General features: G+C 62.0%; 16 protein-coding genes. 5 read left to right on the top strand and 11 right to left on the bottom strand.

Annotated elements, in window-relative coordinates; genetic code table 11:
- Positions 1-65 precede the first annotated feature (65 nt).
- From NYR54_RS04030 to NYR54_RS04000, 7 genes are all read right to left on the bottom strand, one after another.
- Positions 66-911: a phosphatidate cytidylyltransferase gene (locus tag NYR54_RS04030; RefSeq protein WP_261514232.1), complete on the bottom strand. Its 846-nt coding sequence runs from the start codon at positions 909-911 to the stop codon at positions 66-68.
- A complete protein-coding gene (locus NYR54_RS04025; RefSeq protein ID WP_261514231.1) occupies positions 908-1,669 on the bottom strand; it encodes an isoprenyl transferase in 762 nt (253 codons plus the stop codon). The genes NYR54_RS04030 and NYR54_RS04025 overlap by 4 nt, the downstream gene beginning before the upstream one ends.
- Complete coding sequence (frr, locus tag NYR54_RS04020) at positions 1,666-2,226, bottom strand: ribosome recycling factor (protein WP_261514229.1); 561 nt, start codon at positions 2,224-2,226, stop codon at positions 1,666-1,668. The genes NYR54_RS04025 and frr overlap by 4 nt, the downstream gene beginning before the upstream one ends.
- A gap of 1 nt (position 2,227) precedes the next feature.
- Positions 2,228-2,986, bottom strand: coding sequence for a UMP kinase (pyrH, locus tag NYR54_RS04015; RefSeq protein WP_261514228.1), 759 nt, complete (start codon positions 2,984-2,986; stop codon positions 2,228-2,230).
- Positions 2,987-3,115: 129 nt separating this feature from the next.
- Positions 3,116-4,039 carry a translation elongation factor Ts gene (gene tsf / locus NYR54_RS04010; protein ID WP_261514227.1) on the bottom strand — a complete coding sequence of 308 codons (924 nt, stop codon included), beginning with the start codon at positions 4,037-4,039 and terminating at the stop codon, positions 3,116-3,118.
- A gap of 71 nt (positions 4,040-4,110) precedes the next feature.
- Positions 4,111-4,929 (bottom strand): 30S ribosomal protein S2, encoded by an 819-nt coding sequence (rpsB, locus tag NYR54_RS04005; RefSeq protein ID WP_261514226.1) that lies wholly within the window; start codon positions 4,927-4,929, stop codon positions 4,111-4,113.
- A gap of 188 nt (positions 4,930-5,117) precedes the next feature.
- On the bottom strand, positions 5,118-5,951 hold the full coding sequence (locus NYR54_RS04000) for an EipB family protein (protein WP_261514225.1): 834 nt from the start codon (positions 5,949-5,951) through the stop codon (positions 5,118-5,120).
- 110 nt (positions 5,952-6,061) lie between these two features.
- Here NYR54_RS04000 and NYR54_RS03995 point away from each other — a divergent pair, with 110 nt between their 5' ends.
- The 5 genes from NYR54_RS03995 (at position 6,062) to NYR54_RS03975 (ending at position 9,734) form a co-directional block, all read left to right on the top strand.
- A complete protein-coding gene (locus NYR54_RS03995; protein WP_261514224.1) occupies positions 6,062-6,529 on the top strand; it encodes a RidA family protein in 468 nt (155 codons plus the stop codon).
- Between the two features lie 7 nt (positions 6,530-6,536).
- Positions 6,537-7,256, top strand: coding sequence for a glycerophosphodiester phosphodiesterase (locus NYR54_RS03990; protein WP_261514223.1), 720 nt, complete (start codon positions 6,537-6,539; stop codon positions 7,254-7,256).
- Positions 7,257-7,307: 51 nt separating this feature from the next.
- On the top strand, positions 7,308-8,486 hold the full coding sequence (locus NYR54_RS03985) for a GNAT family N-acetyltransferase (protein ID WP_423738561.1): 1,179 nt from the start codon (positions 7,308-7,310) through the stop codon (positions 8,484-8,486).
- A gap of 72 nt (positions 8,487-8,558) precedes the next feature.
- Positions 8,559-8,990: an HIT family protein gene (locus NYR54_RS03980; RefSeq protein ID WP_261514221.1), complete on the top strand. Its 432-nt coding sequence runs from the start codon at positions 8,559-8,561 to the stop codon at positions 8,988-8,990.
- Between the two features lie 12 nt (positions 8,991-9,002).
- Entirely contained in the window at positions 9,003-9,734 is a 732-nt protein-coding gene (locus tag NYR54_RS03975) for a glycosyltransferase family 25 protein (protein ID WP_261514220.1), read from the top strand.
- A gap of 16 nt (positions 9,735-9,750) precedes the next feature.
- Here the strand turns inward: NYR54_RS03975 and NYR54_RS03970 are convergent, their stop codons facing one another.
- The 4 genes from NYR54_RS03970 to clpA form a co-directional block, all read right to left on the bottom strand.
- Positions 9,751-11,103, bottom strand: a complete 1,353-nt coding sequence (locus tag NYR54_RS03970) for an O-antigen ligase family protein (RefSeq protein WP_261514218.1) — start codon at positions 11,101-11,103, stop codon at positions 9,751-9,753.
- A gap of 145 nt (positions 11,104-11,248) precedes the next feature.
- Positions 11,249-11,602 (bottom strand): AzlD domain-containing protein, encoded by a 354-nt coding sequence (locus tag NYR54_RS03965; protein ID WP_261514216.1) that lies wholly within the window; start codon positions 11,600-11,602, stop codon positions 11,249-11,251.
- Positions 11,599-12,345 (bottom strand): AzlC family ABC transporter permease, encoded by a 747-nt coding sequence (locus NYR54_RS03960; protein ID WP_261514215.1) that lies wholly within the window; start codon positions 12,343-12,345, stop codon positions 11,599-11,601. The genes NYR54_RS03965 and NYR54_RS03960 overlap by 4 nt, the downstream gene beginning before the upstream one ends.
- 148 nt (positions 12,346-12,493) lie before the next feature.
- Positions 12,494-14,953 (bottom strand): ATP-dependent Clp protease ATP-binding subunit ClpA, encoded by a 2,460-nt coding sequence (gene clpA / locus NYR54_RS03955; RefSeq protein ID WP_261514214.1) that lies wholly within the window; start codon positions 14,951-14,953, stop codon positions 12,494-12,496.
- Between the last annotated feature and the right edge of the window lie 3 nt (positions 14,954-14,956).

Here is a 14,956-nt window from a genome sequence, read left to right as displayed (position 1 = left end):
GCGGCAAATCCGTGGCACCGTGAAAGATGCCGTTAGTACGGAGAACCGTCAGCCTCTAGCACCCTTTACCGGGAGAAGAAACCGGCCGGCATGACGAAACCCGAATACATCATCCCGAAAAGATAGAAGCCGAGGGCCGCTGCCACCAGACCATCGATACGATCCATAACTCCGCCGTGGCCGGGAATAAGCGTACCTGAATCCTTCACGCCCTGACGCCGCTTCACCGCGGATTCGAAAAGGTCGCCCGCCTGCGAAACCGCCGAAAGAAGGAGGGCGAGGACCAGAACAGCAGTCAGCGGAAGCCGCACGCCAGCTGCAAGCGCCAGCGCGGTGCCGGCGGCCGCCCCTCCGAGAAGCCCGCCCACCGCTCCGCTCCATGTCTTGCCGGGGGAAATCGACGGCGCAAGCTTGGGACCGCCGAGAGCACGGCCCACGAAATAGGCAAAAATGTCCGTCACCCAAACGACCGCATAAAGGAAGAGTATGGCGAGGAGGCCCGGAAGGTCGCTGCCGCGCAGATGCGCGAGCGCCAGAGCCGGCAAGCTGGCATAGGCAAGCCCCGCTGCATTCCAGGGGCCGCCCGCGGTCAAGAGCCCGGAAAGCAGGACTGCCAGAATGGCCGCCCCCGCAACAGCAAGAGACAGCGGCGGCTCGATTCCCGCCAGCATCGGCGCAAGCACCACGGCCAGCGCAAGCCGGGAGAAGATCGCGTGGGCGCGAACGGGCGGGCGGTGCATAGCCGTCCATTCGTGGAAGACGATTGCGGCCGCGCCCGCCGCGAAAAGCCGGAACGCGAAGCCGCCAAGAAAAGTGACAGCCAGCGCGACAGTGCCCAGCACAAGGGCGGACGCAATCCGCAAGCGCAGGTTCTTGCCGCTCGAATCGGCCTGCGGCTTCCCCTTGCTCATGAAACGGCTTCTTGCGGCGCCAAGCTGCCAAAGCGCCGGTCGCGCCGCTCGAATACGTCAACGGCGGCGGCGAGATCGGCTGGGCCGAAATCCGGCCAGTTGCACGGCAGGAACACGAATTCCGCGTAGGCGGCCTGCCACAGGAGGAAGTTGGACAGACGCAGCTCTCCGCTCGTCCGGATGATGAGATCGGGATCGGGAATGCCCGCCGTATCGAGACGGGCCTCGAAATCCTCCGCGGTAATCTGCTCCGGGTCGATCCGCCCTGCCCTGGCATCCATGGCCAGCGCCCGTGCGGCCCGCACGATCTCGTCACGCGCGCCGTAATTGAACGCGACCACCAGATTCATATTGGTGTTGTTGGCGGTAAGCGCCTCCGCCTCCATCAGAAGCGCTGCAATGTCGGGCTCCAACCCCTCGCGGCTACCTACGATCCGAACGCGCACGCCGTTCTGGTGCAGTTCGGCAAGATCACGCCGGATGAAAAGCCGCAGCAACCCCATGAGATCGGAGATTTCGGACTTGGGCCGTGACCAGTTTTCCGACGAAAAGGCATAGACGGTGAGCCATTCGATGCCCATCTCGCCGGCCGCGCGCACCACACCCCGCAGCGCCTCGACCCCAGCGCGGTGCCCGGCGGCTCGCGGCAGGCCGCGCGCACGCGCCCAGCGGCCATTGCCGTCCATGATGATTGCGACATGCGCGGGCTTCACCTGTTCTTCCCCCTTGTCTCGGCGGCCCGCCCGGCGTGAGGTCAAACCTGCATGATCTCCGCTTCCTTCTCAGCGAGAAGCTTGTCGATCGCGATGATTCTCTCATCCGTCATCTTCTGCACGCGCTCGGACTGGGCATGCATCTCATCCTGGCTGATTTCGCCTTCCTTTTCGGCCTTTTTGAGATGCTCCATTCCGTCGCGGCGAACATGACGCACGGCCACGCGGGCGTTTTCGGCATATTGATGCGCGATCTTTGCCAATTCCTTGCGCCGCTCCTCATTGAGCTCGGGAAGCGGAATGCGCAGGGTAGAACCCTCGACGATCGGGTTGAAGCCGAGATTGGCCTCTCGGATGGCCTTGTCCACCGCCTGAACGAGGCTCTGATCCCACACCGACACGGAAATCATGCGCGGCTCCGGCACGGAGATCGTCGCAAGCTGGTTTATAGGCATGGAGGCCCCGTAAGCCTCGACGTGAACCGGATCGAGCAGATTGGCCGAGGCCCGGCCGGTCCTGAGCGAGGCGATGTCGTGCCGGAAAGCGTTGACCGCTCCATCCATACGGCGGGCGAGATCCTTGAAATCTATACCGTCGGGCATATCATGCCTCCTTGCGCTCACCGATCGGGGCTGGCGCATCACCGACGACGGTGCAAAGCCCCTCGCCGCGCAGAATAGCGCCGAACCCACCCTTTTCGTGTATTGAGAAGACGATTATCGGAATGTTGTTCTCCCGCGCAAGGGCAATTGCGGCGGCGTCCATGACGCCGAGGTTATCGCGCATCACCTGGTCATGGGTGATGCGGTCATAGCGTACCGCATCCTTCACCTTGCGCGGGTCGGCCGAATAGACGCCATCGACCTGCGTGCCCTTGAACAGGGCATCGGCACCGATCTCGGCCGCCCGAAGAGCGGCTGCCGAGTCTGTGGTAAAGAAGGGGTTCCCGGTCCCCCCAGCAAAGATGACCACCTTGCCCTCGTTCATGTAGGCGGTGGCCTGACGCTGCGAGAAGCTTTCGCAAAGCTCCGGCATGGCGATGGCCGACAGCACGACCGCATCGACCCCGATCTTGACGAGCGACGTCCTGAGCGCCAACGAATTGATGACGGTGCCGAGCATGCCCATGTGGTCGCCGGTCACCCTGTCTCCGCCCTTGGAGGCGACCGCCACCCCGCGGAAGATGTTGCCGCCGCCGATCACGACGCCGACCTCTACGCCCAGTTCACGCGCCTCAGCAATATCTGCTGCGATGCGATCGACAACGGATACGTCGATGCCGAAGCCCTGGCTTCCCATCAGCGCTTCACCTGAAGCCTTGAGGATGACACGTCGGTATTTCGGGGAGGTCAAGCCGCTCATCTCCTTTCCGCCTGTGCGGGCAGCAATGCCGAACGCCCGCAGCGGCCTCTACAGTCGTCTATCGCCTACACGAAGGGCATCGCGTTGTCACGCGATGCCCTTTCTCCCGCCCCTCGGGAACGTCAGAAATCAGGACTTGACGGCGGCAGCCACTTCGGCAGCGAAATCCGTCTCGTTCCGTTCGATGCCCTCACCGAGCGCAAAGCGCACGAAGCCGGTTATCGTCGCGGGCGCGCCGATCTCCTTCTCCGCCTCCTTCAATGCCTTTTCTACGGTGAGGTCCGGGTTGATGACGAAGGCCTGCTTGAGCAGGACGACCTCTTCGAAATACTTGCGCAGCCGGCCTTCCACCATCTTCTCGATGATGTTCTCCGGCTTGCCGGACTGGCGCGCCTGCTCAGAGAAGATCGCCTTCTCCCGCTCTACGAGCGCAGGATCGATCTCCGCTTCCGTCAGCGCAAGCGGGCTGGTGGCAGCCACATGCATGGCGACCTGCCGCCCGAAGTTCCGCGCCGCTTCGGCGTCTCCCTCGGTCTCGATGGCCACAAGAACGCCGATCTTGCCGAGTCCCTCCGCCAGGGCATTGTGGACATAGGTGGCAACCGCACCCTTGCCAACGGTGAGTTTCGCAGCCCGGCGAAGCGTCATGTTCTCACCGATCGTGGCGATCGCTTCGCGGATCGTGTCCGCGACCGACTTGCCGCCATCGGGATAGGTGGCATTGGCCACGGCCTCTACGCTGCCGTCGGTACCGAGCGCCACATTGGCAATGTCGCGCACGAGGGTCTGGAAAGATTCATTGCGTGCCACGAAGTCCGTCTCGGAATTCACCTCGACCACAACGGCGCTCTGTGGCTCCGAGGCCACGCCGACCAACCCCTCGGCCGCTGTGCGGCCGGACTTCTTGTCAGCCTTGGAGATACCCTTCTTGCGCAGCCAGTCGACAGCCGCCTCCAGGTCGCCTCCGGTTTCGGAAAGCGCGGTCTTGCAGTCCATCATGCCCGCGCCTGTCATCTCGCGCAGTTGCTTGACCAATGCTGCTGAAATGCTCATCGTCGCCTCTTAAACGAATTCGTTCCAGGGATCCGCCCCCGGAGAAAAGGCCCCGGTCGCAGGACCGTTCCTCAATTGCTATCGGTTTCTACTTCTTCCGAAAGCGCAGGCTCGGAAGCCGCTTCGGCGGCAGGTACTTCCTCAAGCGCGGGCTCGGCCGGCGCTTCCGCGGATTCACCGATATCGATGCCCAGAGCACCCTGCTGGCGCTCGATGCCGTCGATGGCAGCCTTGGCGATCAGATCGCAGTAGAGCGAAATGGCGCGCGCGGCATCATCATTGCCCGGGATCGGGTAATCGACCACATCTGGATCGCAGTTCGAGTCGAGAATGGCGACCACCGGAATGCCAAGCCGGCGCGCTTCCTGCACCGCAATCGCTTCCTTGTTGGTGTCGATGACGAACATCATGTCCGGCGTCGAGCCCATGTCGCGAATGCCGCCCAAGGCACGCTCCAGCTTGTCGCGCTCGCGCTCCAGGTTGAGCCGCTCCTTCTTGGTGAGGCCCTGCGTGTCGCCGGCAAGCATCTCATCCAGACGGCGCAGACGCTGGATCGAATTGGAGATGGTTTTCCAGTTCGTCAGCATGCCGCCCAGCCAGCGCGCGTTCACATAGTACTGCGCGCAGCGCTTGGCCGAGTCGGCCACGATCTCGGAGGCCTGGCGCTTCGTGCCCACGAAAAGCACGCGGCCGCCGCGAGCCACCGTATCGGAAACGGCCTTCAGGGCCTGGTGCAGAAGCGGCACCGTCTGGCTCAGGTCTATGATGTGGATGTTGTTGCGCGAGCCGAAGATGTAGGGAGCCATCTTCGGGTTCCAGCGATGTGTCTGGTGTCCGAAGTGAACGCCAGCCTCAAGAAGCTGACGCATGCTGAAATCAGGCAGAGCCATCCTATTTTCCTTTCCGGTTGAACCTCCGCGGACCGTCAGGCGCATTGCGCCACCGGAGGCGTCAGCCCGGATGTCTCCCGGACTGGAACCCATGGTCCGCGTGTGGAATGGGCGCGCATATAGAGGCACGTGCCTGAAATTGCAAGGCCTGGGTTCGATTTGACCGCACGGGCGCCGCTCAGGACGAGTTATTGCCCCTCTTCGTTTTCGCAATCCGTGTCGGTATCGAAGATAGCAAGATCGGTCAGTTTGGCCGTCATGGAATAATCGGCGTAACGGATCAGCATGTCGCGCTGGATGCCGCTTTCATGGAGCTTGAAGCTGACATTGTAGTCGCTGGTCTCCTCGCCATCAGTCTCCTCGCCGTCGAAGTAGGCGGCAGTCACCGGCCGGAAACGGTCATCCGTAAGCTCGCCTAGAACCTTCCTTTCCGGATCGTTCTGGCCTACAGGCTGGGGCGCACCCACCACCACCGAGACATAAACCGCATCATTCGTGAATTCCGTTCCGTCGAAGATGGCAGTTTCGTAAAAGCGTTCGCCGGCCTCCGCCCTGTCCAGCAATTCGCGGAGCTGCGCCGTGGGAAAGAGCGCCGGCGCGAACGAACGCTTGACCTGCTCAGGCTTGTCGTATTCGACCACGGTGCCCGAAGGCCCGGTGCGCGCTGTGCCCGCCACCTCCGAATCGAGATCCTGGTCGATGAAGGATTTGGTGACGAAGCGGAAGGTCTCGCCCGCCCCATCCTCGAAGCTCGTCACCTGCTGGTCGACAATGCGCAAGGTGCCGCTCATGTCAAAGCGCATGACAATGCGGGATTTCAAGGTATAGCCTTGACAGGCGGAACCGGAGAATTCGAATACCCAGCGACCGGTAAGCTGGTCAATGTCTGAGGTGTCCTCGGCCTCCGCGAGCGCTAGATCGTACACCGCGCGATGCGGCAGAAGGGTTCGGGCCTCCGCCGTGCCGGCAGCGGCGATGCCCATGGCGGGAAGGAAGGCGAGAAAGACGCGCGGCAGGCGCATTAGGCGATCTCCGGTTAGGAACGTTGTATTCGCATCGCGCATGTCAGTCACGGATGAAGTTCGCTCGTGGCAAAACAGAGGCGCTCGTGCAAGGTAGCGAGGTAGGATTAATGGGTAATACGATCGAGAAGCGGCTTCTGGAGCTTGGCGTGGAACTGCCAACAACTCCGGCGGCCGCCGTGGCCAACTACGTTCCCGCCGTTGAAACGGAGGGATTGCTCGTCACCTCCGGACAGCTTCCGATAAAGGACGGCAAGCTGATGGCCATGGGACTGTTGGGACGGGAACTGGGCACGGAGGCCGGCAAGCTTGCGGCCAAATGGTGTGCCGTCAATGTGCTGGCGCAGGCCCGCGCTGCGCTCGGCGATCTGGAGCGCATCCGCCGCATCGTCAAGATCACCGTCTTCGTCGCCTCGACGCCGGATTTCACCGAGCAGCACCTTGTAGCCAATGGCGCGTCGGACTTCCTGGTGGCCGCTCTCGGCGACAGGGGCCGCCACGCGCGTTCGGCGGTCGGTACAGCCGCGCTTCCCATGAACGCGCCGGTCGAAATCGAAGCCATGATCGAAATTGCCTGAGGATCCTATGGTTGACATCTCCTGGCTCAAAGCACGCCCCATCGCCCATCGCGGATTTCATGACATGAACAGGGTACGATGGGAGAACACGCTTGCAGCCTTCGAGGCCGCAGCCGAGCGCGGCTATGCCATCGAATGCGACGTACGGCTTTCCGCCGATGGCGTACCTATCATCTTCCACGACGTATGCTTGGACCGGCTTACGGGCGTGGACGGCATGATCTGGCAGCGGACCTCCGCTGAGCTCACAAGCCTGAAGGTGGGCGGCACGGAGGAGCGTATCCCCACCCTCGCCCAAGCTTTGGAGGTGATCGCCGGACGGGTTCCGGTCGTCATCGAACTGAAAGGCATCGCAGGGCACGATTCGGGCCTTGCGGAGGCGACGCTCTCCTGCCTTTCAGGATATACGGGGCAGGTGGCTCTCATGTCCTTCGACCACTGGATCATCAGGGAGCTCGGCAAGATCGCGGCCGAAATTCCGGTGGGGTTGACGGCGGAGGGACGTTCCGTAGCGGCTATAGAGGCGCATTTTTCGATGCTTGCCAACGGGATCAGCTTCGCCTCCTACTGCGTGGATGATCTTCCCAATCCCTTTGTAACCTTCCTGCGCGAGCGGCTGTCGATGCCCGTCATCAGCTGGACCGTATGCAATGAGGAAGGCGTGGAGCGCACATTCCGCTACGCCGACCAGATGACATTTGAAGGATTCGAGCCGCCGGCGGAGTGACGAAACGTTTCACTTCACCTACGTTTCAGCGCAATGAGGACAGGAGGCGACATGCAGAGCGAGGGGGCGGCAACGCTCACCGTGGCGCAGAGCCTCGACACCTTCACGCCCGAGGAATGGGCGAGCCTTTCCGGCACCACGCGGGAAGGCTCGGAGCCCTATAATCCTTTCGTCTCCCGTGCCTTCCTGAAGGCACTGGAAGACAGCGGCTGCGCCACCGGCAAGACGGGCTGGCTCGGTCAGCATCTGCGGCTGGAGAGCGCCGACGGGACGCTGCTCGGCGCGGTTCCGTGCTACCTGAAATCCCACAGCCAAGGCGAGTACGTTTTCGACCATGGCTGGGCCGACGCCTTCGAACGCGCCGGCGGGCGCTACTATCCCAAGCTTCAGGTCTCTGTGCCTTTCACGCCTGCAACGGGCCCGCGCCTCCTGGTAAGCCGCAACGCACGGCCGGAAGCCGTGCGCTCCGCCCTTGCCGAAGGGCTCCGCACGTTCGCGGACCGGTTGGGCATCTCCTCCGTGCACGTGACCTTTGTGCTGCCCGAAGACATGGCCGCTCTCGAGAATGCCGGCTTCCTGAGACGCACCGACCAGCAGTTCCACTTCTTCAATGAAGGCTACGCCTCGTATGACGAATTTCTCGGCACGCTCGCTTCGCGCAAGCGCAAGGCGCTGAGGAAGGAGCGGCGCGCCGCGCTGGAAGCGGGCATTGAGATCGACTGGCTCACGGGCTCGGACCTGACGGAGGCGGTGTGGGATGACTTCTTCGCCTTCTATATGGACACCGGCAGCCGCAAATGGGGGCGGCCTTATCTCAACCGCCAGTTCTTCTCCCTGATCGGGGAGACGATGGCCGAGGACATCCTGCTCGTGATGGCGAGACGCGGCGGGCGCTACATTGCCGGCGCCATCAATTTCATCGGTTCCGATGCGCTTTATGGCCGCAATTGGGGTTGCATCGAGCACCACCCCTTTCTGCACTTCGAAGTGTGCTACCATCAGGCCATCGAATTCGCGATCGCCAAGGGGCTCAAGCGCGTGGAGGCAGGCGCGCAAGGCGAGCACAAGCTTGCGCGCGGCTATCTGCCGGTCACCACCTGCTCGGCCCACTACATCGCCCATGCAGGCCTGAGGCGCGCCGTCGCCGACTATCTGGAACGAGAGCGCCGCGACGTGGCGGCCATAGGCGAGATGCTGGCCGAACATGCACCTTACAGGAAGGGCCCATGAGCGGCGGCGGTGGGCTTGACCGCGCCTGCGACAGGTCACAAAGGTTGACCCGGACCAACTGAGGAGACCGAGATGGCGACCAGCGCCTATGACGAGCAAAACCCGTTTGCCAAGATCCTGCGCGGCGAGCTGCCCGCGCACAAGATCTATGAGGACGACCAGACGCTCGCCTTCATGGACATCATGCCGCGCGGCAAGGGGCACTGTCTTGTCATCCCCAAGAGCCCCGTGCGCAACATTCTTGACGTTGACGATGAGACGCTCGCCGCGGTGATGCGAACCGTCAGGAAGGTGGCCCGCGCCTCCATGAAGGCGTTCGATGCTCAGGGCGTAACGATCCATCAGTTCAACGAGCAGGCCGGCGGGCAGGTCGTGTTTCACCTGCATGTCCATGTCATCCCCCGCTTCGAGGGCGTGCCGCTGCGCCCGCACACCGGCGAGATGGAAGACCAAGAGGTGTTGGCGCAGAACGCACAGAAAATCCGCGATGCGCTGAAGGCTTGAGGCGGGCGCTCCGTGCAGATTCCCGTTCTTGTCATCAACCTGGACCGTTCGCGGGACCGATGGGAAGCGTTACAGGCCCGCGCGGCTGCTGCGGGATTTGTGCCTGAACGCGTGCCGGCTGTAGATGGCAATGCGATCGATCCTGCCGACTGGAAGGATTTTGACGCGAGAAGATTTCGTCTCTGGCATGGACGGTACCCAATAGGGGGGGAATACGGGTGCTATATGAGCCATATGCGCGCGCTTGATCGTGTCATCGAGGCCGGCTGGCCCTTCGCCGTCATCCTGGAGGATGATGCGGATTTCCTCGCCGATCTCGTACCGCGCATCGAGGCTTTGGCACGACTCGATCCCGCCCCCGGTGTCGTGAAGCTCTACAACCACCGCATCAAAGGCTTCGTGGCCAAAGCGAAGACCGAAGCGGGAGACGTAGTCGGCCGCTGCATTCACGGACCGCTCGGCTCAGCAATGGGCTATCTCGTCTCGCTTTCCTCCGCCAGGACGTTGCGTACCGCCTTGCTGCCGATGTTCTTGCCCTATGACATTGCCCTTGAGCGCGGCTGGGCGCATGGGGAAAGCGTTCTGACGACGAAGGCCCCTCTCCTGCGTGGTGCCAAATCGGCTTCCACGATCTCCCCCGCCGGCTACAGTCAGACAAAGCTGCCCTTGTTGATGCGCCTGCCCACGGCTCTCTTCCGCGGGCAGGACTATCTGCGCCGCGCCGTCTACGCGTATGCAGGTTGAGGGCGGAGTTCGCCCTCTATAGCCATGTCCGCGCTTTGACGAAACCGCTCCTCTGGAGACGATAGAAGCAATAGAAGCCGAAGGCTGCCGAGAACCACATATAGGATTCACCCAGCGCAAGGCGGACATTCGAGTTGGTCAGGATGGTCATGCAGAAGAAGAGGAGCACGCCGAGATAGGCGTGTAGGGCTGCAGGATCGATTAGACCTTCGCGTTTGGCGCGCCAGACCTGTCTGATCGCCCAGATGAAGAGTGCCGCGTAGAAGGCGAGACCCACGATTCCATAGCGGATAGCGATCTCCAAATAGCCATTGTGGAGTAGATTGAATGCAGTGTCCGGATAAGTGCGCGTTTGCCACGCGTAAAGCCAGGTGACGCCTTGGCCAAAGATCGGCTCTTTCATCCAAATCAAAATGGCGCTGGCCCAAAGCATCAGGCGTTCACGGAAACTGGCCGGGGTTGAAGAGTCCTGAATCGCACGATCCATGCTTTCAAGCAGGCCCGCGCCCCCGGACATGTCCGAGATTATTTGCGCGGCAGCCCGTGCCGTATCCCCGGCCACAACCCGAATGCCATCCCAAGCGAGGAAAGTGCCAATCACGGCCGCAATAAAGACGATGCCCGCCATCAAGATGAGCACTCGTCTGGCAGCACCATGGATGGCCACGATGAGAAAGAGCTGAACAGGAAGCGCGACAGCCAGCGATAGCCAGACACCCTTGGATCTAAGGGCATAGATATTGATCAAGCCAACGAGAAAGACCGCAGCTGCAATAAATGCGTAGCCGATCCTCAGCTCGAGTTGCAGGTTCTGCGCGCGCAGGAGGTAGCTTGCAAAGGATAATATGCAAAGCACCATAATACCATTGGCGATAGCCGCATGAATCGGGTTGTCGTGAAGGACAAAACTGGCGCGGCGCCCTTCTGCGATCGCGGCAAAATCAGCTGAAAACAGAACGGCCACGAAGCTGATGAGGATGAATGCGGAGACTGCAGTCCAAGGTCTGCGAATATACGCCAGAAGGGCGAAACCTGATAAAGGGTAAAGGAAGGGAAACAGGTAGATGCCTTCCGAAGTCCCAATCCCTTGTTCCGGGTACACCATAAAGTCGAAGACAAATCTCAGAGCGACGTAGATCCCCCACCCCAAGCAGAGCAGCCCCATATAGCCGCCGCGAATCCCATCCGGCCTGCTAAACTCATCGCGAAAATACCTTATCGCGGCCGGGATCAAACATACACAGGCCACGTACCTGTAAGCATCCCATTCGGTCCATACGGCTGAAATAAAAACGAGAAGCGCTCCGCATCCGATCAGCTCCCGTGCAAATTCAATCGAGGCGGACAGATCGCGCTGCTTGATCGGCAATGGCTTACTCATAGACGGATATCACTTCTGGCGGTCGCGAGCCGGGACTGAGTCAGTTCGGTTACGCTTGCTTCTGGTTTGGAGAGCCGAAAACTCTTATCCTGAAGAGAGCAGTGGAAGATCATTGAACGCTGGCATGGCTATATCATCCCTGTGTCAGCAACATGCCCGCACCGAGTGCAATTTCGCCGATCGCGATGCCAACGATAACGCGTTTGCCGAAGGCGAGATAGGCCAGAAAGCCGATGAGCGCGGCCAAAATCCTGAAAAACAGCGGCACAGCCGCGAGCGCCCCATTCGGGAAAACCACGAGATTGGCTATCACCGCGGCGACGAGAGCCGTCGCGATCGAGCGTACGAACACCAGTAGTTCGGAATCCTCAGAGATCCGCCCGCCCAGATACACGCCCAGAAAGCGCCAGAAGTCGGTCGCCAGCCAGCCTGCCACCAGAATGAACAGATAGGGCCACCACCAGGCCTCGATCGCTGAAAAGCTCACGCCCGGCCGCTCCGCTTACGCAAAATATGCAAGACGAAGGCGGCGCTTCCCGCAACCAGCCCAGTGGCAAGGAGATCAAAATCGGGAACGAGCACGTGAAAGAGCGGTCCGAGAGCGAGGCCGAACACCATGGCCACATGGCCGGCCCGTTCCCGCGCCGAGCCCCAGAGGGATGTGAGAAAGTACATCGGCGTCAAAAAGAAGAGCGCCGCCGACAGCTCCGAGGGCAATCGCGCCGCCACCAGGAAGACGATCGCCACCACAACCATGGTACCGGCCAACAGCATTCCGCCAAGCCCGGCATAGTAGGTGGTGCGCATCGGCCGCGGCACATACCGCAGCTGCTCCATGGCGAGCACCCATGAGGTGACGGCGACGAAATGAGAAAGCGCGTAGAGCACCCAGGCCGGCGTTCGCGGGCCGCGCAGCTCCGGCATCAGGGCAACGACCATGGGCCCAAGCCGAACCGAGGAGAGGGCCACGGCTATACCGGTAGGCAGAAGACCGTTGCCGGCGATGATCGACCCCACCAGCACCACCTTGCCCGGCAAGGCCCACATCACGCCCGTCATGAAGACGGTCTGCGCCAGCGTCAGCCCTGCGTCGCGCGCCAGTCCCGCAAACCCGACGAAGGCGCTCGCCAGGATCAGGCCGGGAACGGAGAAGGCGGCACGGACACCGCGTCCGAACCATAATATCCGCTCGCTGCCGCGCACCACCGGCTCTGTCTTCCGATCATCCATGACGCCGCCGGATAGCACAGCCGGCGCCGTCCTGCGAAGACGTTCGGCAGCTTTTCTGGTGGCGTTATGGCGGAAATTCTTACAGCCAGAAAACAGGAAGGCGCGGGTCTATAGACTCGCGCCTTCCTGAGTAGTCTGCGCAGATTGCCTAATTCTTGCGCGGCAGCTGCGGAACGAGACTGCGCTTCGGGGGCTCCCGCAGTGCTGGCGGTTGCTTCGCCGCCTTTGACTTTGCCTTGCGCGGCGCACTGCGCTTTGCCGTGGGCTTGCTTGAAGACGGCGTTTCGCGTTTCGGCTTCACTGGCGCGTCGTCAGGGATCGTTTCGAGCTTCAGCCCGGTCTCGCCCGCTTCGTTCGTCTCGACCGTCACCTTCACCGTGCCACCGCGCTTCAGCTTGCCGAACAGCACCTCCTCGGCGAGCGGCTTCTTGATGTGCTCCTGAATGACGCGGCCCAGCGGGCGGGCGCCCATGCGCTCGTCATAGCCCTTCGCGGCAAGCCAGGCGACGGCCTCCTCCGACAGATCGAAGGTAACCCGGCGCTCGGCAAGCTGCGCCTCGAGCTGCATGACGAATTTCTGCACCACCTGATGGACCACCGGCTCCGGGAGCGGAGCGAAGGGAATGATCGCGTCGAGCCGGTTGCGGAACTCGGGCGAGAACAGCCGGTTGATCGCCTCCATGTCGTCGCCTTCGCGTCTGGACGAGCCGAAGCCGATCGCCGGCTTCGCCAGATCCGCCGCGCCCGCATTGGTCGTCATGATGAGGATGACGTTGCGGAAGTCGATGCGCTTGCCGTTGTGGTCGGTCAGCTTGCCATGGTCCATGACCTGCAACAGGATGTTGAACAGGTCCGGATGTGCCTTCTCGATCTCATCCAGAAGCAGCACGCAGTGCGGGTGCTGATCGACGCCATCGGTCAGCAAGCCGCCCTGGTCGAAGCCCACATAACCGGGAGGCGCGCCGATCAGGCGGGAGACGGTGTGCCGCTCCATGTATTCGGACATGTCGAAGCGCAGCAGCTCGACACCCAGCGAAGTGGCAAGCTGCCGCGCGACCTCGGTCTTGCCCACGCCCGTGGGACCGGAGAACAGGTAGGAGCCGATCGGCTTCTCCGGTTCGCGCAAGCCTGCGCGGGCCAGCTTGATCGCCGAGGCAAGGGCCTCGATCGCCTTGTCCTGACCATAGACCACGCGCTTCAGCTCGGCCTCGAGACCCGCGAGCACTTTCTCGTCATCCGCCGATACGGTCTTCGGCGGGATGCGGGCCATGGTGGCGATGGTGGCCTCGATCTCCTTGACGGTGATCGTCTTGCGCCGCTTGGATTCAGGCAGAAGCTTCTGCGAGGCGCCCGTCTCGTCGATTACGTCGATCGCCTTGTCGGGCAGCTTGCGATCGTTGATGTAGCGCGCAGACAGCTCCACCGCCGCCTTTATCGCCTCATTGGTGTAACGCACCCGGTGGAAGTTCTCGAAATAGGGCTTCAGCCCCTTCATGATCTCCACCGCGTCCGCCACGCTCGGCTCGTTGACGTCGATCTTCTGGAACCGGCGCACCAGCGCGCGGTCCTTCTCGAAGAACTGCCGGAACTCTTTATAAGTGGTTGAACCAATGCAACGGATCGCGCCCGAAGAGAGCGCTGGCTTGAGCAGGTTCGAGGCATCCATGGCGCCGCCGGAGGTGGCGCCCGCGCCGATCACTGTATGGATCTCGTCGATGAACAGGATGGCACCCGGGAAATCCTCGAGCTCCTTGACGACCTGCTTCAGACGTTCCTCGAAATCGCCGCGATAGCGCGTTCCGGCAAGCAGCGTGCCCATGTCTAGGGCGAAGATGGTGGCATCGGCCAGCACGTCGGGAACCTCGCCATCGACAATGCGCTTGGCGAGCCCCTCGGCAATGGCCGTCTTGCCCACGCCGGGATCGCCCACATAAAGCGGGTTGTTCTTCGAACGCCGGCACAGAACCTGGATGGTCCTGTTGATTTCCGCCTCGCGGCCAATCAGCGGATCGATCCGCCCTGCCCTCGCCTTGGCGTTCAGATTGACGCAGTAGGCAGACAGCGCGTCCTGCTGCTGCTTCTTCTTGCTGCCCTCTTCCGTTTCCGCGCCTGCCGCACCGGCCTGATCCTCGTCAGCGCCGCGTGGAGTGCGCGTCTCGCTGGCGCCCGGCCGCTTGGCGATGCCGTGGCTGATATAGTTGACCGCGTCATAGCGGGTCATCTGCTGTTCTTGCAGGAAGTAGGCGGCGTGGCTTTCGCGCTCGGCAAAAATGGCCACGAGCACGTTGGCGCCAGATACCTCTTCCCGGCCGGACGACTGCACATGGATGACAGCGCGCTGGATCACACGCTGGAAGCCAGCGGTGGGCTTTGAATCCTCGTCATAACCGGTGACGAGGTTGTCCAGCTCGTTGTCGATATAGTCGGTGACGGTGCGCCTCAGCTCGTCGAGGTCGACATTGCACGCCCGCATGACTGCGGCCGCGTCATTGTCATCGATGAGCGCCAGGAGAAGATGCTCCAGCGTAGCATATTCATGGTGGCGTTCATTGGCATAGGTCAGCGCCTGGTGAAGCGCACGTTCCAGGCCCTGCGAGAAAGCCGGCATTCA

This window comes from Chelativorans petroleitrophicus (assembly GCF_025398195.1).
Classification (GTDB): Bacteria; Pseudomonadota; Alphaproteobacteria; order Rhizobiales; family Rhizobiaceae; genus Chelativorans; species Chelativorans petroleitrophicus.
This window is presented reverse-complemented; position numbering and strand designations above follow the sequence as displayed.

What these genes read in the sequence shown, in the direction of transcription:
- rpsB (WP_261514226.1), bottom strand. Translation starts at nt 4,929, where the DNA reads ATGGCTCTGCCTGATTTCAGCATGCGTCAGCTTCTTGAGGCTGGCGTT.
- clpA (WP_261514214.1), bottom strand. Translation starts at nt 14,953, where the DNA reads ATGCCGGCTTTCTCGCAGGGCCTGGAACGTGCGCTTCACCAGGCGCTG.
- NYR54_RS03985 (WP_423738561.1), top strand. Translation starts at nt 7,308, where the DNA reads ATGCAGAGCGAGGGGGCGGCAACGCTCACCGTGGCGCAGAGCCTCGAC.
- NYR54_RS04030 (WP_261514232.1), bottom strand. Translation starts at nt 911, where the DNA reads ATGAGCAAGGGGAAGCCGCAGGCCGATTCGAGCGGCAAGAACCTGCGC.
- NYR54_RS03980 (WP_261514221.1), top strand. Translation starts at nt 8,559, where the DNA reads ATGGCGACCAGCGCCTATGACGAGCAAAACCCGTTTGCCAAGATCCTG.
- NYR54_RS03995 (WP_261514224.1), top strand. Translation starts at nt 6,062, where the DNA reads ATGGGTAATACGATCGAGAAGCGGCTTCTGGAGCTTGGCGTGGAACTG.
- NYR54_RS04000 (WP_261514225.1), bottom strand. Translation starts at nt 5,951, where the DNA reads ATGCGCCTGCCGCGCGTCTTTCTCGCCTTCCTTCCCGCCATGGGCATC.
- tsf (WP_261514227.1), bottom strand. Translation starts at nt 4,039, where the DNA reads ATGAGCATTTCAGCAGCATTGGTCAAGCAACTGCGCGAGATGACAGGC.
- pyrH (WP_261514228.1), bottom strand. Translation starts at nt 2,986, where the DNA reads ATGAGCGGCTTGACCTCCCCGAAATACCGACGTGTCATCCTCAAGGCT.
- NYR54_RS03990 (WP_261514223.1), top strand. Translation starts at nt 6,537, where the DNA reads ATGGTTGACATCTCCTGGCTCAAAGCACGCCCCATCGCCCATCGCGGA.
- NYR54_RS03960 (WP_261514215.1), bottom strand. Translation starts at nt 12,345, where the DNA reads ATGGATGATCGGAAGACAGAGCCGGTGGTGCGCGGCAGCGAGCGGATA.
- frr (WP_261514229.1), bottom strand. Translation starts at nt 2,226, where the DNA reads ATGCCCGACGGTATAGATTTCAAGGATCTCGCCCGCCGTATGGATGGA.